Origin of the sequence: Pseudomonas sp. BRG-100 (assembly GCF_000737955.1) — a bacterium.
Lineage (GTDB): Bacteria > Pseudomonadota > Gammaproteobacteria > Pseudomonadales > Pseudomonadaceae > Aquipseudomonas > Aquipseudomonas synxantha_A.
Window position 1 is genome coordinate 3147499 of record NZ_JPRX01000001.1, and the last position, 20369, is coordinate 3167867.

Genomic DNA, 20369 nt, shown 5'->3' on the forward strand with positions numbered 1-20369 from the left:
TTGGATAACGGCCAGAGCATCACTATTGGTGTGAACCAAAGCAGCGGTTCTATCTCGGTTTTGGCACCGGATGACGTGTATAAGGGCGACCAGATCGTCACTACCGCCATTACTGGTGTCACTGGCGGTGAGCACTTCGAGAACCTGGTGCCGGGCACTACGGCGGTGAACACCACTGTCACCGATACACCGGGTACCGACAACACCACGACTGTTACGCTGACCGCGCCTAGCGCCGTTAACGAAGGCGGCCAGATCACGTACACCGCTACGCTTTCCAATAAAGCGGGTACTGACGTCACTTTGAAGTTGGATAACGGCTCGTCGATCACCATCAAGGCTGGTGACACTGTCGGCACTGTGACCGTCCCTGCGCCTACCGATGACGTGTTCATCGACAAGAGCACGCAAACCGTTCAAATCACCGAGACCACGGGTGGCAATTTCGAGAAGTTGGAAGTTGCGGGCAATGGTGCGACCACCACGATCAATGACACCATCGATAAAGTCGATGTAGTACTGACCGCTACTACCACCGTCGGCGAAGGCGGCAACATCGTTTACACCGCCAGCCTTGTGGATAAAAACGGCGCACCGGTGACTAACATCACCAACCCGCTGACTGTCACTCTGGACAACGGTGAGACCATCACCATCGGCGTGAATCAGTCGAGCGGCACTGTTTCGGTCTTGGCACCGGATGACGTCTACAAAGGCGATCAGACCGTCACCACCGCTATCAAGGGTGTGACCGGCGGCGAGCACTTTGAAAATCTGGTTCCAGGTACTACGTCAGTAAACACCACCGTTACGGACACACCGGGTACCGACAACACCACTACCGTGACGCTGACAGCTCCGTCCGAAGCGAACGAAGGTGGTCAAATTACGTACACCGCTACGCTTTCGAATAAAGCGGGCACTGACGTCACCTTGAAGTTGGATAACGGTTCGTCGATCACCATCAAAGCGGGCGACACCGTCGGCACTGTGACCGTGCCTGCGCCTACCGATGATGTGTTCATCGACAAAAGCACGCAGACCGTTCAAATCACCGAAGCCACAGGCGGCAACTTCGAGAAATTGGAAGTTGCAGGCAACGGCGCCACCACCACGATCAACGACACCATCGATAAAGTCGATGTGATACTGACCGCCACCACCACCGTCGGCGAAGGCGGCAACATCGTTTACACCGCCAGCCTTGTGGATAAAAACGGCGCGCCGGTGACTAACATCACCAATCCGTTGACTGTCACCCTGGATAACGGCCAAACCATCACCATCGGAGTGAATCAGTCCAGCGGCACTGTTTCGATCTTGGCACCGGATGATGTCTACAAAGGCGATCAAACCGTCACCACCGCCATTACTGGTGTCACTGGCGGTGAGCACTTCGAGAACTTGGTACCGGGCACTACGGCAGTGAACACCACCGTTACCGACACCCCGGGCACCGACAACACAACGACTGTCACGCTGACTGCCCCAAGTGTCGTTAATGAAGGTGGCCAGATCACCTACACCGCGACCTTGAGTAATAAGGCCGGTACCGATGTCACGCTGAAGTTGGATAACGGCTCGTCGATCATCATCAAGGCTGGCGAAACTGTCGGCACTGTGACTGTCCCTGCGCCTACCGATGACGTGTTCATCGATAAGAGCACCCAGACCGTCAAGATCACCGAGACCACTGGCGGCAACTTCGAGAAGTTGGAAGTCGCAGGCAACGGCGCAACCACCACCATCAACGACACCATCGACAAGGTGGACGTAGTTCTGACCGCCACCACCACCGTCGGTGAAGGCGGCAATATCGTTTACACCGCCAGCCTTGTGGATAAAAACGGTGCGCCGGTGACCAACATCACCAACCCGCTGACCGTAACTTTGGACAATGGCAAGACCATCACCATTGGTGTGAATGAAACCAGCGGCACTGTCTCGGTCTTGGCACCGGATGATGTCTACAAAGGCGACCAGACCGTCACCACCGCTATCAAGGGTGTGACCGGTGGCGAGCACTTTGAAAATCTGGTTCCAGGTACTACGTCAGTAAACACCACCGTTACGGACACTCCGGGTACCGATAACACAACGACTGTCACACTGACTGCGCCAAGTGTCGTTAATGAAGGTGGCCAGATCACCTACACCGCGACCTTGAGCAATAAGGCCGGTACCGACGTCACGCTGAAACTCGACAACGGCTCAAGCATCACTATCAAAGCCGGCGACACCGTCGGCACTGTGACCGTCCCGGCACCGACCGATGACGTGTTTATCGATAAGAGCACGCAGACGGTCAAGATCACCGACGCTTCCGGCGGCAACTTCGAAAAACTGGAAGTTGCAGGCAACGGTGCGACCACCACCATCAACGACACCATCGATAAGGTCGATGTTGTACTGACCGCCACGACTACCGTGGGCGAAGGCGGCAATATCGTCTACACCGCCAGCCTGGTGGATAAAAACGGCGCCCCGGTGACCAACATCACCAACCCGCTGACCGTCACTTTGGACAATGGCGAAACCATCACCATCGGTGTGAATCAGTCGGGCGGTAGCGTTTCGGTTATTGCTCCTGATGACGTGTACAAGGGCGATCAAACCGTCACCACCGCCATCAAAGGCGTGACTGGCGGCGAGCACTTTGAAAATCTGGTGCCGGTTACTACCGCGGTGAACACCACCGTGACGGACACACCGGGTACCGACAACACGACTACTGTCACCCTGACAGCGCCTAGTGCCGTTAACGAAGGTGGCCAAATCACCTATACCGCAACTTTGAGCAACAAGGCCGGTACCGACGTCACGTTGAAACTCGACAACGGCTCGTCGATCACCATCAAAGCGGGCGACACCGTCGGCACTGTGACCGTGCCTGCGCCTACCGATGACGTGTTCATCGACAAGAGCACGCAGACCGTTCAAATCACCGAGACCACGGGTGGCAACTTCGAGAAGTTGGAAGTTGCGGGCAACGGCGCCACCACTACGATCAACGACACCATCGACAAAGTCGATGTGGTTCTGACGGCCACCACCACCGTTGGCGAAGGCGGCAATATCGTCTACACCGCCAGCCTTGTGGATAAGAACGGCGCGCCGGTGACTAACATCACCAATCCGCTGACTGTCACCCTGGATAACGGCAAAACCATCACCATCGGTGTAAACCAATCGAGCGGTAGCGTTTCGGTTATTGCTCCTGATGATGTGTACAAAGGCGATCAGACCGTCACCACCGCTATCAAGGGTGTGACCGGTGGCGAGCATTTCGAGAACCTGGTACCGGGCACTACTGCAGTGAACACCACCGTTACCGACACCCCGGGCACCGACAACACAACGACTGTCACGCTGACTGCCCCAAGTGTCGTTAATGAAGGTGGCCAGATCACCTACACCGCGACCTTGAGTAATAAGGCCGGTACCGACGTCACACTGAAGTTGGATAACGGCTCGTCGATCATCATCAAGGCCGGCGAAACCGTCGGCACCGTGACTGTGCCTGCTCCTACCGATGACGTGTTCATCGATAAGAGCACCCAGACCGTCAAGATCACCGAGACCACCGGCGGCAACTTCGAAAAACTCGAAGTCGCAGGCAACGGCGCAACCACCACCATCAACGACACCATCGACAAAGTTGATGTGGTCCTGTCCGCCACCACCACTGTTGGAGAAGGCGGCAATATCGTCTACACCGCCAGCCTCGTGGATAAAAACGGCGCGCCGGTGACCAACATCACCAGTCCGCTCACCGTTACCCTCGATAACGGCAAGACCATCACCATCGGCGTGAATCAGTCGAGCGGCTCCATTACCACCATCGCGCCTAACGATGTCTACAAAGGCGACCAGACCGTCACAACCGCGATCAAAGGCGTGACCGGCGGCGAGCATTTCGAAAACCTGGTCCCTGGCACTACCGCAGTAAATACCACCGTCACCGACACGCCGGGCACCACCGACCTGACCACCGTCACCCTGACCGCCCCGACGGCTGTCAACGAAGGCGGCCAGATCACTTACACCGCTACCTTGAACAACAAGGCCGGCAGCGACATGGTGGTCCAGCTCGATAACGGTTCGAGCATCACCATCAAGCAAGGCGCGACCGTGGGCACGGTGACCGTCCCTGCGCCGACTGATGATGTGTTCATCGACAAGAGCACCCAGACCGTCAACATCACCGGCACTACCGGCGGCAACTTCGAAGGTGTGAGCATCACGCCGGGCGGCGCCACGACTACCATCAACGACACCATCGACGACGTGACTGTGGTGCTCAAAGCCACTGGTTCTGTCAGCGAAGGCGGGCAGATCGTGTACACCGCGTCCCTGGTCGACAAGAACGGCGTGGCGGTGAACAACGTTGGCTCAGACCTGGTCGTCAAGCTGGATAACGGCTCGACCATTACCATCGGTAATGGCAAGTCCACCAGCTTCACCACCGCCACCGCACCTAACGATGCGTATGTCGGCGCCAATGACGTCACCACCAAAATCACGGGTGTGGTCAGCGGTGGCGACAAGTACGAACACTTGATCGTCGACGGCAGCACCGTGGTCACCAAAGTGACCGATGTGGTCAGCAACACCACCATCAGCATTACCGGCGATGCGTCGGTGACTGAAGGCGGTACGGCGCACTACACGCTGTCCCTGAGCAACCCGCCGCAAACCGACGTGACCGTGACGCTCAAGTACAGCGGCACCGCTACCGACGGTTCAGACTTCAATGGCGTGTACACCGTGAAGATCCCGGCCGGTGCCACCAGCGTACCGTTTGATATCCGCACGCTCGACGACAAGATCACCGAGCCGACGGAAAATATCGTCATCACCATCGACAAGACCACTGGCGGCAACTTCGAAAACCTGGTGGTCGGCAATGGCAGTGTTACCACCAACATCATCGACAATGATGCGCCGCCGGTCATCGACCTGGATGCCAACAACTCCAGCGGCGCCAGCGGTGCGGACTTCAAGACCACCTTCACCGAAGGCGGCACCGGTGTGTCAATTGCTGACACTGACATCAAGATCACCGACCCGGACAGCACCCAACTGACCGGCGCCACCGTGGTATTGACCAACAGCCAGCCAGGCGACTCGCTGAACTTCAGCGGCGTGACAGGCATCAACGTGACCCCGACCACCGACCCTGTGACCGGTAAAATCACCTTGACCCTGACCGGCACGGCGTCGCTGGCCGACTACATGCAGCAGATCAAGAACATCACGTTCACCAACAACAGCCACGACCCAAGCACCACGCCACGCACCATTACCGTGAGCGTGACCGATGGCGGCAACTACTCCAACGTTGCCACCACCACCGTCAACGTGGTGGCGGTCAATGATGCGCCGGTGGCGACTGGCGGTGCCGTAACCGGCACCGAAGACACCGCGCTGGCCCTGACCTGGGCCAACTTCGGCGTGACCGATGTGGACTCGCCGCAAGCCAGCCTGGGGGTGAAAATCACCGAGCTGCCAGTCGCCGGAAAATTGCAGTTCCTGGCAGCGGATGGCAGCACCTGGACCAACGTGGCCAACGGCCAGACCTTCACCAAGGCCCAGATTGACGGTGGCCAGTTGCGCTTTATGCCTAACGCCAACGAATCCGGCGCCGATGGTTACGGCGGCACCGGTGTGGGCAACAAGCAAGCGGACTACGCCCAATTCAAGTTCCAGCCAACCGATGGCAAGGACCTGGGCACCAGCGCCACGGTGAAAGTCGATATCACGCCGGTAGCCGACGCGCCGACCCTGAGCGTGGCAGACAACAACGTTGCCTCCACCGGCCTGGTCAAACAGGGCTGGAACAGCATTGCCGGCCTCGGCAACAACGGCAACGGCGCTGCACCGGACGTGCTGAAAAAAGCCATCGATAACGCGGGCACGCCGAACAACACCTCTGTCGTGACCAATGTCGAGTCCGTCGACAACGTCAACGCCGGCTCCGGTTCGAAGATCTCCGGCCTGATCTATATGGAAGCAGGCAAGAGCTACACCTTCAGCGGCATCGCCGATGACAGTGTTGTAGTCAACGTTGGCGGTAAAGACGTTGCCAGCGGAACATGGGGCAACAACAGCGGCAGGTTCAGCGGCTCGTTCACACCAACGGCCAGCGGGTACTACAGCCTTGAGATCTACCAAGCCAACCAAGCCGGGCCTGGCAGCTTTGACGTCAACCTGTCGATCAACGGCGGGGCGGTGCAAAACCTGAGCACCAGCACCGTGCCGTTGTACACCGGCCTTACCGACCTGACCAACGCCGGCGTCACCGTGTCCGACCTGCATGGCAGCAACGGTGACGGTTACTATGTGGGCTACAAGCTCAACGAAGGCCAGGAAAACGGGACGGTCAAACTGTCCAAGGTCACCACCGCGCTGACCGATACCGACGGCTCGGAAACCTTGAGCGTGAAGGTCAGTGGCATTCCGGCAGGTTCGGTACTCACCGATGCGTCGGGCCACACCTTTACCGCGAGCAAGACCGTGGGCGAAGTCAACGTCACCGGCTGGGACCTGAACACGCTGAGCATCAAGCCGCCGACCTACTACAGCGGCCAGTTCAACCTGACGGTCACCTCGACCTCCACCGAAAGCATTGGTGGTTCGGCGACTACCACCGCGCAATTGCCAGTCACGGTGCACCCGGCAACCTACAACCCGGTAACCGGCACTTCGGGCAGCGACACCATCAATGGCAGCGATGGCAACGACATCGTCGTGGCCGACGTCGCCGGCCTGAACGTGGTGCAGGGCAAGAACTACAACATCGCGTTCATGATCGATACGTCGGGCAGTATGGGCGCGAGCTCGATAGCAGCGGCGAAAGCCTCGCTGACCACCACGTTCAACTCGCTGAAAAGCAGTATCGGCTCCAGTACCTCTGGCACCGTGAACATCTTCCTGGCGGACTTCAGTGACCAGGTCAATCGCACGGTGACAGTCAACCTGAAAGACCCAGGTGCGTTGGATTCGCTGCAGAAAGTCCTGGATTCCATGGTATCTACCGGCGGGACCAACTACGAAGACGTGTTCAAGGCCGCTTCCAACTTCTTCAAAAGTGCCCAGGCGACTGGCAACACAGACGCAATCAACACAACGTACTTCATCACCGATGGTCAGCCGACGTTTTACCAGGCGGCCGAGCAGACTAACCCGTACTTGTACGGCAACGTCAGGCTTGATGATGTCGTCACCATGAACAACTACACCATAGGTACAGCCACCCGGATCAACATCGACTCGAGTCACTTAATTGATATCGACTCTGGCGGTAAGGTGACCCTGTGGACCAACAACTGGTGGGGCTGGACGCAGTCCAACCCGGGAACAATCCATGCCCAAGGGGATGGCACCTATGAAATATCGGTACAAGGCGGCCTCGGGTACGATACCGACTACTCCACCACCCTCAACTCCAACAGCGCGTTCGCACTGCTCAAAGGCCTGTCCACAGGTGGCGTAGAAGCCATCGGCCTCAACAGCGGGGTCAGCTTGAACCAACTGGCTCCGTACGACAGCGATGGCAAGCCGCAAGCCAACATCGATCCGAAGGACCTGGCCAACGCGATCCTCGGCCACACCGAGGCGACGTTGCCTGGCGCAGACACTGTCATCGGGGGCGATGGCAACGACATCCTCTTCGGCGACCTGGTGAGCTTCAGCGGGATCAACGGTGAGGGCTACAACGCACTGCAGGCATTTGTGGCGCAGAAGACCGGCGTGACCGTCTCTTCGGTAACCGCCTCTAACGTTCACCAGTACGTTACCGAGCATTACGTGGACTTCGACGTCTCCGGCGCCAAGGACGCCAACGACACGCTGCTGGGCGGCGCTGGCGATGACATCCTGTTCGGCCAGGGCGGCAATGACCTGCTGGACGGCGGCAAAGGCAATGACATCCTGTTGGGCGGCACCGGCAACGACACGCTGATCGGCGGCCAGGGCAACGACATCTTGATTGGTGGTTCAGGTGCCGACACCTTTGTGTGGAAGGCGGGTGACATCGGCAACGATGTGATCAAGGACTTCAAGGCCTCGGAAGGCGACCGCATTGATCTGCGTGATTTGTTGAAAGGTGAGACTGACAGCACCATCGACAACTACCTGAAGATCACCACGGTAGATGGCGTATCGACCCTGCAAGTCAGCAGCGAAGGCAAGCTCAACGCTGCCGGTGGCCTGGCCAATGCCGATGTGACCATCAAGCTGGAAGGCAATGATTGGTCCCATGTCAGCATCAACTCGCTGATCACTGGCGCCGACCCTACCATCAAGATCGACCATAGCTAAGATGCAATGGATCGGCCGCCTTCCCAGGCGGCCGATTTTTTTGCCTTATGGGCCGCTGGCCCTGGCGGACGGTGCGTCGCATACTCACGCCCATACACGCAGCGTTGACCTATGCTGTTGAACGCATGTGGCTCATATTCGAGGGGTTCTTATGTTTTACGTGCAACGTGATGCACTGGGCGCGCTGATTCGCGTAGAGGCGGCCGCCTTTACCGAGTCCACCGAAACCCTGCCGGCCGATCACCATGAGATCCAGGCCTGGTACGCCAACGAAGTGGTGGAAACCAGCCTGGCCCAACTCAAGCAGAGCGACCTGGAGATGATCCGGGTGCTGGATGACTTGATCCAGGTGCTGACCCGCAAAGGCGTCATCAGCGTGACCGACCTGCCGCCGGCAGCCCAGGCCAAGTTGATGGACCGTAACCACGCGCGGGAAGCCTTGGGTGGGTTGAGCCAGTTGATTGATGATGACGAGAAAGGGCTGATCTGAGCCCTGACGCCGAACCTTTATTCAAATGTGGGAGGGGGCAAGCTCCTCCCACATTTGAATGTCCTGATGTCAGTGTGATTTCCAGGGCGCAGGCTCGCCAAACAGCTGGCCCTGCACACCAAAAATCCCCATCTCGCGAATGACCTTCAGCTCGCCCTCGGTCTCCACACGTTCGGCAATCAACGGCAGATCGATGCTGTGGGCTGCGCGCTGGATGGCTTCGATAAACAGACGCTTGTCACTTTCCTGGTCGATGTCGCGAATGTAGCTGCCATCGATCTTCAGGTAGGCCAGGCCCAGGCGTGCCAGGTTGCCGATCATGCTGAACCGCCCACCAAAACGCTGCAGGCTGAGGGAAAAACCCAGCTCGCGCAGGCGGTGGGTCATCTGTTCCAGCACCGGCTGCTCGGGGAGTTGCTCTTCACCAATCTCCAGGGTGAGGCGTGAGCCCAGGTTGCTGTGCTGGCGCAGCAGGTCATAAATCCGATTCAGGGCCTGGGTATCCTGGAACGTTGCGGCCGAGAGGTTCAGCGCCAGGTTATGGTTGTGGCTGGCCATCTGCTTGAGGACTTGTTCCAGCATCAAACGGTCCAGGCGGGCCGACCAGCCGAAGCGCTCGAGCCACGGCAGAAAGCGCCCGGCCGGTATCGTGTGGCCTTCCTCGTCCTGCAGGCGCGACAGTACTTTGTAATGCAAGACCAATTGTGGGTCCTGGCTGGCGACGACCGGCTGGAAGTACAGCTGGAAGCGCTGCTGGGTCAGGGCCCGGTCCAACAACGTGTGCCAGGCATGGTGATCGTCACCGACGCTGGCGGCGGCGCTGCTGTCCAGGCACACCCAACTTGTGTCGCCCTGCGCTTCGGCCTGGGCCAGCGCCTGATCGGCGAGGGTCAGCAGTGCTTGGGGTGCATCGCCATGGCTGAACGGCGCCAGGCCGATATAGGCCACCGGCATCACATCGCTGGCGCCGGTCGCCTGCAAGCTGAGCAAGGTGCTCTCCAGGTTCTGCGCCAATTGCAGCGCTTCTTCACGCATCAATCCCGGTGCCAGCACAGCGAACTCGCCGCCGCGGATACGGGTAACGAGGTTATGGGTTTCCGGGTACGGCTCGCACTGACGCAGCAGTTGTTGGCCGACCGCTTGCAGCAATTGGTCGGTGCGCTGGCCGCCCAGGCGTTGGTTGAGGCCGGCAAGGTCCTTGACCCGCAGCAGCAGCAAGTAACCGGAGTTGGTGTCTTCCGGGTTACTGACACGGGCGTTGAGCTGCATTTCGAAATAACGCCGGTTAGCGAGGCCGGTGAGGTTGTCCTGATAGGACTCGGTGCGCAGTTTTTCGCTGCGTTCGGCCTGTTCCTGGAACAACGCCTTGAGCTTTTCCACCATCTGGTTCATGGCTTGCACCACTCGCCGCAGTTCCGGCGTGCGAGGCAGGTCGGGCAGACTGAGGAATTCTCGGCGGGCAATCGCGTGGGACTGTTTGACCATGTAGTCCAACGGCTTCAATTGCCGGCGCAGCAACAGCCCACCGAGCACCACACTGACCGCACCGCACAGCAGTAGCCAGCCCAGGCTGCCCAAGGCGCTTTGCCAGAGCTTGGCCAGGGCGAACATTGGATGGCTGACCACTTCGACTCGCGCCGCCTGCTCCCAGCCACGGCTAACCAGCGCATCACCACCTGCCGGCTCCAGGCCGATCAACTTTACGAACCAGTTGGGCACGCCGTTGTTATCAGGAATGCCGCTGCGCTCGACGATGGTTTTATCCGTCGCCAAGTCCACCACACGGATGCTGGCGTAGTAGCCGCTGTCGAAGATCGAGCTGACCAGCAGCTCCACCATGGCCGGGTCGTCGATATTGGGGGTCAACGACAGCGCCAATGCCGTCGCGGCATCCTGGGCATGGGAACGCAGCTGGTTGACGTATTGGGTGCGCGAGCTTTCCAGGCTAACCATGAAACTGCCGCTGAAGGCGACCACCAGGAACAGACAGATTGCGATCAATAGTTGTTTGAACAGAGACATCCGATCAGTTACTCCTAGTTGGCAGGCTCGGCTGGGAAGCCTTCCGCACGCATTTTTCTCAACACATCCTGCCAGCGCGACAAGCGTTTGGTATCACCGACTTTCTTGTTGCCCTTGGCGCCGGGCAAGTACAAGCCCTCGGCGTTGAATGAATACACCGGGACCAAATCGGTGCGGCGGGTAGCCGGCAGGATTTCGTCCATCAGGCTGTCGAGCACCAGCGGGATTGCGTCAGGCGTCGAATAATAGGTCAGAACCATGTGCGCGCGATTCTGCCGTAAAGCCTTGACGTAGGTAATGCGTAATTTGTCGCTGGACACACCCAGATGACGCAAACTGAAATACTTTGCGATCGCGTAGTCTTCACAGTCACCGGCCCCCTTCCAAAGGGCCTCGACGGGCGTCTCCCAATAATCGACAGCGTGCCAGAGGTCGATGTCTTCCACGTAGGTCATTTGCTTGTTGAAGAACAAATTCACGACCTTGAGCTGCTCCGGCTCGCTGACCTGTTTTTGGCTCGCCAATAGCCGCTGCCAGGCGTCGATACGCTGCTGCCCTTCGCCGAGCGGCCCGTACACGGCGGTAGCCTTGCGGCTGATCTGAGAGAAATCCCAATCGGCACGCAGCCCGCCAAGCATCAAGCCGGCCAACAGAATTGCTGATAACAGCCAGCAAAGAACTCGATAGGGAATAAAACTTACCGCCAAGGCGCTCTGTCCATGAAAGAGACGGAATTTCGAGGAATGGTGAAGCCTGGCCTTACAAAAAACAATGGCACAGTGCAATCATTCATAGGAGGACCGAGTTTATAACCGCCCCTTGTGGGAGACACAAAGTATGCTGTGTAAGCCCTTACAAACGGAAACTTTGGCTGTTTGACAAGCGCTTGGGCCGTCTTTAGTGTGCATTGGATCCAATTGACCACACTGTTATTCAAGAAAGGAGGATAGCGTAACCGTGACGCAGAAGCCGAACCCTTTAAGCAGCATCAAAATAAGCGGGCCTATTCCCGCCCATCTTGCTCGCGCCGTCATTGAAGAAACGTTGCGCAACGCCATCCTCGATGGGCGATTACCCTGTGGCACCGCGATGCGCCAGCAGGAACTGGCGAGTCTGTTCGGCGTCAGCCGTATGCCCGTGCGCGAAGCCTTGCGCCAACTGGAGGCGCAATCCCTGCTGCATGTGGTGACCCACAAGGGGGCCGTGGTGGCGCCGTTGATCGAGGACAATTCGGCTGAGACCTATGCACTGCGCATGTTGCTCGAATCTGAAGCCCTGCGCTTGTCGATCCCGTTGCTCAGTGACGCCGATCTTGCCGAGGCTGAGGCCTGTATCAATGCGCTGGAATGTGAGAAAGACTACAGAGAGATTGGCCGCCTCAATCGCCTGTTTCACATGGTCTTGTACGGCAAGGCACCCAATCAGCGACTGCTCGATCTGGTGGAGCACGGGCTGAATGAAGAGGAACGCTTTCTGCGCTTCAATCTTGAAGCGATGGGATTGGGCGAAACGTCTCAGGAGGATCACCGTGAACTGTTGAGCCTGGTGGCGCAGAAGAAGATCGACGAGAGCATTCTGACGCTGCGTAATCACTTGATGCGGGGTATGGAAGTGATCGCTAACTACCTTAAGGGTCTCGAAAGCGCCGACAAAAAATTCGCGCAATAGGGCCTTCGTTATTCGCTGACCATTACACTATGCGGGGTAACTTTCCATCAGGAAAGTTACCATAATGACAGGCAGTAAAATTTACAAAACTACTAACACCGAAGAACTCTCCCACACTTCAACAACCCGTTACTCCTGCAACAGCTTGCGGACAAAACATCTAATACTTTTATAATCCTCCCCTAACGTTTAATCAGCTTATTATCTTCGCCCGACCAACCGCACCCCTTCATCCGCTGGGCACAACTCTATCAAGGTTGCGCTACCTGCGCGGCCTTGACTAAACGTTACATCTCCAACACAACTAAAAAAATTCCAACACTGCTTTTAGAGCACTCGCAACAACTTATAGGCGTCAACCATGCATCAACATTTTATCGAACAAAGAAAACAAAAACTTTTCGGCCATCCGTTATTTATAGAAATAACCTCACTCGCCAAGTTACGACACTTTATGGAGCACCATGTGTTCGCCGTTTGGGACTTCATGACTCTGACCAAGCGCCTGCAACAAGACCTGACGTGCACTCAGATCCCTTGGCTCCCTCCCGCAGACCCCCACGCTGCCCGCTTGATCAATGAAATTGTGCTGGGCGAGGAATCGGATGAGCATCCAACACGCGGCCATTGCAGTCATTTCGAGCTTTACCTGGACGCCATGACAGAGGTAGGCGCCAACACCGCCGCCATCACACGGCTCATTGATCTGCAGCATCAGGGCGTGGAGGTCAGCGCGGCTTTGCAGATGATCGATGCGCCCCGTGGCGTGGTGCAATTTGTCGACAGCACATTGCAAATCGCGCTCAGTGCGCCCACCCACTGTGTGGCGGCGGCCTTCCTGCATGGACGCGAGAGCGTCATTCCCTCGATGTTTGAAGGCTTGATGCACAGCAACGCGTTCATTGAGCGTGAAACGCCTACCTTCTTCCACTACCTCAACCGCCATATCGAAGTGGACAGCCACGACCATGGGCCAGCGGCAGAACAGTTGCTCCAGCGCTTGATCGGCACAGATCCGCTTCGCCAGAAACAAGCCGATAGCACCGCCCTTGGCGCCGTGGAGCGCCGTATTATGTTCTGGGACAGTGTACTGGCCTCGCTGCAAGAGGTTCGCCCATGAACGCCGTCAATTACCAATCCTTTGCCGATGATTGGGAGCGTCGCGCTACCATCCGAACGCGCCCCCGACGCGTACTGGAAAATGACGGCAAACTCATCTTTCCCCTGTGCCGCCAACCGCTGGTACTGAGTGCAACTTTCCTTGAACACTGCCCGCAGTGGCGCGACTTCGTGCTGACGCAAAGCTTCTATAAATTCGTCAATGATGTGGTGATCTTCGAAACCGAAATCGTCGACAAGACCGCTCGCAGCATCGCGAAAAACCGCTTCTCCCTGCCCTTCCCACTCGCTTGCCGCTACGACGCGATGACTGTCGTTGTGGACGAGGATTACCACGCGTTGGTCGCGCTGGATTTTCTTCAGCAAGCCGTGGAAATGACCGGGATCGAACCGCTCAATCTACCCGGGCAAATTGAATTGAGCTGCGCGCTACCGACAGCGCAGGCAAAGGTGCCGGCGCACTTGCACGATGCCGTTGAACTAATCGCCGTGGCTATTGCTGAAAACACCGTTACCCATGATGTGGCAGCTTTCTCAAAAGACGCCAGCGTCAAATCGTCTGTGCGCGGCCTGATGGCCGATCACCTGTTCGATGAGGGCCGTCATGCGCGGTTCTGGGCTCAGTTGGTGCGTATTTACTGGCAGTCGGCAACCCCGCAAGATCGCGACAGCATCGCTCAAGCGCTGCCTGTTTTCCTGGCGCGCTACCTGACCAACGATCTACAACAAGACTTCGACCTGCAACTGATCGAACACCTGGACATCAGCGCCGATACTCGTCTTGCGCTACGTCATGAAATCCATGCGCTGGATTTTCCCATCACCCACCAACATCCACTGGTGGCCAATATCATGGGGTTGCTGCGCCAAAGCGGTGTACTGCAAACGCCCAGCGTCGCCCAGGCACTGAGCGCCTACCTGCCGGTACCAGGGAGGTTGGCATGCGGCGTTTAAAGATCGCGTGGAGTACCTCCAGCAAAGCCCTGGACGAGCTCAAGAAAGTGCTGGAGCAATACGGGCATATCGCAGGAGCAGGGTCCGTCGACCTGATAATTGAAGATGGGGGGCAGCCACTGCCGCCATTGCCAACCGACGTGCCATGGATAAGCCTGCGCGTGGGTATCGGCCCGTTATCCGAGCACGGGCTGCCCTCGCTGCAGTTGCGCTGCTATGACCGCGAGCGCCGCCTGTTGGCTGTGCAGGGCGTCGCCGAGGAACCCAGCGGCAACGGCCAGCGATTACACCAGCAGGCAACGAACGCATTGGTGGAGTGGGCAGCTTGGTTGGTCTGTGGTTTTTCAAGGGATCCAGGTTATTTCTCTATAGCCGCTACCGCTAACGACTGGCCCGAACAGGGCCTGCAAGGGCTGGAAGCAGTGGCATTCATGCATCGGTTCAACCGCACGACAGACCCGGCTTTACTGCGGGCAGCCAAGGTGCCCATGATTGAAGCGCTGCAGGCCAGTCTTGAGACCTTCGCGAATCGAACAGCGTTGAATATCGCGGGGGACATGCTGACTTATCAGCAACTTCATCGCCATGCCATAGCGATCCAGCAACGCCTGCTTCCTTTGCTGGCAGGCGTGCAGGCACCACCGGTGATCGGTGTGTGCCTGGAAAAATCCACCGAGCTGTATGCAAGTATTCTTGCGGTATTGGGTTGCGGCTGTGTGTATTTGCCGTTGGCTCCGGATCATCCGGTGCAACGTCAGCACAGCATGTTGGAAAGCCTCCAGGCCTGTGTGCTGCTGGATAACGGTCAGCATCCTTTGCGAGATGGCTTCGCGTCCCTTGATGTCAGCAAAATCGCTGTGCACGACGTAGACGCGACACAACCGCTGATGCACCATCACCCCCTTGCCGACGAGCCTTGCATGGCCTTGTTCACGTCGGGGACCACCGGCCAGCCCAAGTGTGTACTCCTGAGCCACTACAATCTGGCGCATTTCAGCGCGTGGCTCACAACCTGTGTGGGGTTGGATCAACACAGTCGCGTCCTGCAGTTTTCGCCACTGGGCTTCGACTCGTCATTGATCGATATTTTCCCGGCCTTGATCGCCGGCGCTGAATTGATTGTCCCCAGCGCAGATCAACGTCACGACCCTCACCAACTGGTAGAGCTGATTCGCCAGCAACGCGTCAGTCATGGATTTCTGCCACCGGCGCTGCTCAGCATTCTGCCGCTGGATAAGCCACTGGGCCTTACTCACTTGCTTACCGGCGGCGATTTCTGCGAGCCCTATGTGATCGAACAACTGGCGGGGCAATGTCAGTTGCATAACCTTTATGGGCCCACCGAGACCACGGTGTTGGCAACACACCGGGTATTCCAACAAGGTGATAGCCATCGCAATATCGGCTACCCCATCGCCAACAGTCAGGTGTTAATCCTCGATGAAAACCTGCAACCGGTGGATGAACAGGTCACGGGCGATTTGTACATTGCCGGTCCAGGCGTCAGCCTCGGCTATTGGAATGCACCGCCGCAACCCGACAGTCCATTCGTTGCGCTGAGGCTGCCGAATGGACAGGTTCTCAAGGCTTACCGCAGCGGCGATTTGGCGAAATGGACGCAAGATGGCATCGAGCTCGGCGGGCGTCGGGATGATCAAGTCAAGATCCGTGGCTTTAGAGTCGAGCCTCAGGAGATTGAGCAATGCCTGCGCAACAGTCGATTGTTTCGCCAAGTGGCAGTGGTGATCGATCCGACGCACAGAGTCATAGGTTTTGCCGCCCAGCCCGAACCCGGCGCTACGCTGCAGAGCCTGAAGGAACATGCCCGGCAGTGGTTGCCTGTACATATGCAGCCGGCCGCCTGGAGCGAGTTGGCCTGTATGCCCGGTACGAGTAACGGCAAGGTCGATCGGAAGGCATTATTGGCCCTGCCAATATCCACGCTCGCCGGGGCGACTCGCAGCCCTGTACAAACACCTCTGCAGGAACAGTTGGTGGACTTATGGGCAGAGTTGTTGGCCTTATCCGCAGGCGAACTTTCGATCGATGACAGTTTCTTCAACCTCGGCGGCCATTCCATCCTGTTGTCGAGCCTATTGTTGCGCCTGCGTGAGCAGTTTGGCCGTAGCTTCTGTCTGAGCCCCTTTTTCGAGACACCGACCATCCGCACGTTGGCCGCACTGATGGACGGCGGGGCGCTGCCTGATACCCCTACCCACCGGATGGAAAAAGATGCAGCAAGAATGCTGGGGATCGAGGTGCTGCCTGATACCCACATGGGTGACCCACGCAAAGCGATCGTCACCGGGGCGAACAGTTTTGTCGGGGTACATATCGTCCAAGCGCTGCTGGCCGGCGGGGCGCTGGAAGTAGCGTGTCTGGTGCGGGAACTGCCCGGGCATTCAGCGGCGGCGCGATTCACCCAGGCACTGCGGGAATACCGCCTGGAACATTTGGACCTGAGCCGAGTGCGGGTGTATGCCGCTGACATGCGCGAACCCCGCCTGGGCTTGGCCGGCAATGTGTATGACTATCTTGCCCGTCATTATGGTGTGCTGGTGCATAACGCCGCACAGGTCAATCATGTACTGGACTATGCGTCACTCGCCAGGGACAACGTCGAGCCGGTGTTTGAGTGCCTGCGCCTCTGCGAAACCCACTGTAAGAAGGTACTTAATTTCATCTCGACGCTGTCGGCCTGCAGCAGCGTGGACGCCGATGGGCACGTCCTTGAATCGCCCGCCGGGCGCGCGCAGCCACTGTATGTGAAAAATGGCTACAACCTCTCGAAATGGGTAGCTGAGCGATTGTTGGGAAGGGCCGTCGAACAAGGGGCCTGGGTCAATATTCATCGGCCGGGAAATATTAGTTTCAACAGCCAGAACGGCGTCTGCCAACCGCAGAAGAACCGCCTGATGCTGATGCTCAAGGGGTCTATGCAATTGGGGCTGGTCCCCCGGTTGGAGGTGAACTTCGATCTGATGCCGGTGGATTTCCTGGCCGGCTTCATAGCCTTCCACAGCGCCCAATTTGCCTTTGGGCGAAACGTATTCAACCTGCACAACCCACAGCCCTTGAGCTGGGATAAGTACCTCGACGCATTCAGCCAGGTCGGGCACGCCTTCGACCGGGTAAGCGTTGAAGACTGGCAGCAGGCGCTGCGAACGGTTGGCCGTGATAACGCGTTGTTCGGTGTGCTGGGTTTCTACCTGGACGAACTGGACGAAGACATCGGCGATACGTCGATGATCCGTTACGACAATGCCCGATGGGGTCTGGAAAGAATGGGTATGGACTATCCGTCAAAGAGCCCGGCGCTGTTACGCAAAGGCTGTGATTACCTCAGGGCCATCAGCTTCCTCTGAACAGCTTCAGAAATTGCCGACGACACTACTGCGCCAATCAGCATTCGGAGCGAGAGGCCTCGCTCCGATGCAAACAGGATCAGATCTTGAAGCTATCAACCAATTGCTTCAATCGACTGGCCTGCTGGGACAGTGCATCGCAGTCTTTGAGCGTCTCGTTGAGGTTAGCCACACCCTGCTGGTTCAACAGGTTGATCTGGTTGATGTCGACGTTGAGGGTTTCAACGACAGCGGTCTGCTCTTCGGTGGCAGCTGCAACCGACTGGTTCATTCCATCAATCTCAACGATACGCTGCGTCACGCTGATCAGGCGCTCACCCGCCTGGTTGGCCACTTCAACGCTTTCTTCGCTGGAAGTCTGGCTGGCATTCATGGTGGTCACTGCTTCACGCGAGCCCACCTGCAACGAAGTGATCATCTTGTGGATCTCCTCTGCCGACTCTTGGGTACGGTGTGCCAGGTTGCGCACTTCATCTGCCACTACGGCGAACCCACGCCCGGCTTCGCCAGCACGGGCGGCTTCAATTGCCGCATTGAGGGCGAGCAAGTTGGTCTGCTGGGAAATGCCTTTGATCACATCCAGAATATGCCCGATGTTGTCGGTACTGGCGTTAAGGGTTTCGATCTGAGTGCAGGACAGACTGATCTTCTGCGACAGCTCCGACATCGCCAGGATGGTTTGCTCAACCACTTTGCGGCCATCGTCAGCCTGTTCGCTGGCACCGCTGGCGTGCTGCGAAGCATCTGCTGCATTGCGGGCGATTTCCTGGGTGGCAGCGCCCAGTTCGTTGATGGCCGCAGCTACGCTGTTGGTACGCGCACTCTGTTCGTCGGAACCGATGATCGAAGCATTGGACGATGCCATTACGCGCTGGGACAAATCATGCACCTGACGCGTTGCCGAAGACACCTCGGAAATCGAGGCGTGGATGCGTTCGACGAATTGATTGAATGCACTGCCGACTTCGCCGAATTCGTCTTTGCTGGTCACTGCAAGTCGTCGGGTCAAATCGCCTTCGCCTTGGGCGATGTCCTGCATGGCGACGCCCATGGTGGTCAGCGGACGCAGCAACACCTGAATCAACAGGCTCAAGAGCACCGCAATGGCCACAACGGCGATCAACATTGCAATCAAAGCCGAGGTACGGAACTTGCCCAGCGGGGCGTAGGCTTTTTCTTTATCAATGGATAGACCGATGTACCAGTCGGCGCCGGGCAAACCGCTGATAGGCGTGAACGAAAGAATACGATCCTGGCCATTGAGAACAACGTCCTGGTTAAACTTCTCGATACGTACGTTGGTGCCAGGGTAGATGTCCTTGAGATTTTTCATCACCTGGTCCTGGTCAGGACTCACGATGACCTGACCATCACCACTGACCAGAAACGCATGGCCAATGCCGCCGAAGTCAACCGAGTTGATGATCTTCACCAGGGTTTGCAGGCTAAGGTCACCCCCAACAACACCCAACAGTTCGCCGTTCTTTTTCACCGGCATGGCAATTGTCACGATCTGACCGCCTACAGCCGCCATATAAGGCGGGGTAAGCATTGTTTTGTCCGCTACCACCGCCTGCTTGTACCAAGGGCGCTGACGAGGGTCATAGTCCTCAGGCATCTTCGCGTCAGGGCGTTGTGTGAATACCCCATTGGTTTGGCCCACGTAGGTGAACTGGAAGTTGGAGGTAAACGCTGGCTGATCCACCAACCCAGGAAGATCGACGGCACTGCCTTGATGGGCAACGTTCTGCGCCAGGTTCTCGAGGACCAGGATGCGACCACTGAGCCAGTTCTGCACACTGCTGGCGGTAAGCTCGCCGGATTGCTGGATAGACGAGGCCAGGTTTTGCCTGATCGTGCTGCGTTGCAGGTAGTCGTTGTACAGGGTGAATAACGCGAAGGCTAAAACCACGACGCCTGACGCGGCCAACAGAATTTTATGACTGAACTTGAGATTCATTTCATCGACTTCTTTTTGCCAAAGGGGGGTGAGCGTGCCGAGTGGAACATTCCATGTAACGGGATAGGCGGACTCTGCGGTCGCTCTATTTCGGTGCACGCATGGCTCGTCAGGCTTTCGGCCAAACATCGGCAAAGCTTAGAAATTTGTGTGAAGCATCTTCTTTTTGCGTAGGAAACCGACAGGCGGTAGGTGAAGGCGGGAGGGTGTGACATAGAGCCTTAAACGACAAAACCCCTGTCTGCGTTAGCAGACAGGGGTTTCGGAATTCAATCTTGACGATGACCTACTCTCACATGGGGAAACCCCACACTACCATCGGCGATGCATCGTTTCACTGCTGAGTTCGGGATGGGATCAGGTGGTTCCAATGCTCTATGGTCGTCAAGAAATTCTGTGTACCAGACCGTTGCGTTGGCAACGTGCCGGTGAAATTCATGAGCTTCTACATAAACAAAACCCCTGTTTA

Annotated in this window: 9 protein-coding genes and 1 rRNA gene; 6 read left to right on the forward strand and 4 right to left on the reverse strand. The window is 57.5% G+C overall.

Annotated features, from left to right (window positions below; all coding sequences use genetic code 11):
• Positions 1-8322, forward strand: an 8322-nt coding sequence (locus JH25_RS13485; protein WP_268872690.1) for an immunoglobulin-like domain-containing protein, incomplete at its 5' end; no start/stop codon positions are given.
• A gap of 151 nt (positions 8323-8473) precedes the next feature.
• Positions 8474-8812: a hypothetical protein gene (locus JH25_RS13480; protein ID WP_005783528.1), complete on the forward strand. Its 339-nt coding sequence runs from the start codon at positions 8474-8476 to the stop codon at positions 8810-8812.
• A gap of 69 nt (positions 8813-8881) precedes the next feature.
• On the opposite strand, the gene lapD is transcribed toward JH25_RS13480, so the two are convergent.
• Together lapD and lapG are read right to left on the reverse strand one after the other, a co-directional pair.
• Positions 8882-10834, reverse strand: a complete 1953-nt coding sequence (lapD, locus tag JH25_RS13475; protein WP_032878521.1) for a cyclic di-GMP receptor LapD — start codon at positions 10832-10834, stop codon at positions 8882-8884.
• Between the two features lie 14 nt (positions 10835-10848).
• Positions 10849-11472, reverse strand: coding sequence for a cysteine protease LapG (gene lapG / locus JH25_RS13470; RefSeq protein WP_371920302.1), 624 nt, complete (start codon positions 11470-11472; stop codon positions 10849-10851).
• Between the two features lie 319 nt (positions 11473-11791).
• Here lapG and JH25_RS13465 point away from each other — a divergent pair, with 319 nt between their 5' ends.
• The 4 genes from JH25_RS13465 to JH25_RS13450 all read left to right on the forward strand — a co-directional run bounded on the left by JH25_RS13465 (position 11792) and on the right by JH25_RS13450 (position 17940).
• Positions 11792-12502: a GntR family transcriptional regulator gene (locus tag JH25_RS13465; protein WP_032878524.1), complete on the forward strand. Its 711-nt coding sequence runs from the start codon at positions 11792-11794 to the stop codon at positions 12500-12502.
• A 361-nt stretch (positions 12503-12863) separates the two neighbouring features.
• Positions 12864-13622 carry a DUF3050 domain-containing protein gene (locus JH25_RS13460; protein ID WP_032878525.1) on the forward strand — a complete coding sequence of 253 codons (759 nt, stop codon included), beginning with the start codon at positions 12864-12866 and terminating at the stop codon, positions 13620-13622.
• On the forward strand, positions 13619-14575 hold the full coding sequence (locus JH25_RS13455; RefSeq protein ID WP_032878526.1) for a diiron oxygenase: 957 nt from the start codon (positions 13619-13621) through the stop codon (positions 14573-14575). Before JH25_RS13460 ends, JH25_RS13455 begins: the two co-directional genes overlap by 4 nt.
• Positions 14563-17940, forward strand: a complete 3378-nt coding sequence (locus JH25_RS13450; RefSeq protein WP_032878528.1) for an amino acid adenylation domain-containing protein — start codon at positions 14563-14565, stop codon at positions 17938-17940. The genes JH25_RS13455 and JH25_RS13450 overlap by 13 nt, the downstream gene beginning before the upstream one ends.
• A gap of 79 nt (positions 17941-18019) precedes the next feature.
• Here the strand turns inward: JH25_RS13450 and JH25_RS13445 are convergent, their stop codons facing one another.
• Together JH25_RS13445 and rrf are read right to left on the reverse strand one after the other, a co-directional pair.
• Entirely contained in the window at positions 18020-19900 is a 1881-nt protein-coding gene (locus JH25_RS13445) for a methyl-accepting chemotaxis protein (RefSeq protein WP_032878529.1), read from the reverse strand.
• 273 nt (positions 19901-20173) lie between these two features.
• Positions 20174-20289 (reverse strand): 5S ribosomal RNA (gene rrf, locus JH25_RS13440).
• Between the last annotated feature and the right edge of the window lie 80 nt (positions 20290-20369).

Bases quoted from the DNA above. Each gene is read 5' to 3' on its own strand.
- JH25_RS13480 (WP_005783528.1), top strand. From the start codon at position 8,474: ATGTTTTACGTGCAACGTGATGCACTGGGCGCGCTGATTCGCGTAGAG.
- lapD (WP_032878521.1), bottom strand. From the start codon at position 10,834: ATGTCTCTGTTCAAACAACTATTGATCGCAATCTGTCTGTTCCTGGTG.
- lapG (WP_371920302.1), bottom strand. From the start codon at position 11,472: ATGCTTGGCGGGCTGCGTGCCGATTGGGATTTCTCTCAGATCAGCCGC.
- JH25_RS13460 (WP_032878525.1), top strand. From the start codon at position 12,864: ATGCATCAACATTTTATCGAACAAAGAAAACAAAAACTTTTCGGCCAT.
- JH25_RS13455 (WP_032878526.1), top strand. From the start codon at position 13,619: ATGAACGCCGTCAATTACCAATCCTTTGCCGATGATTGGGAGCGTCGC.
- JH25_RS13450 (WP_032878528.1), top strand. From the start codon at position 14,563: ATGCGGCGTTTAAAGATCGCGTGGAGTACCTCCAGCAAAGCCCTGGAC.
- JH25_RS13445 (WP_032878529.1), bottom strand. From the start codon at position 19,900: ATGAATCTCAAGTTCAGTCATAAAATTCTGTTGGCCGCGTCAGGCGTC.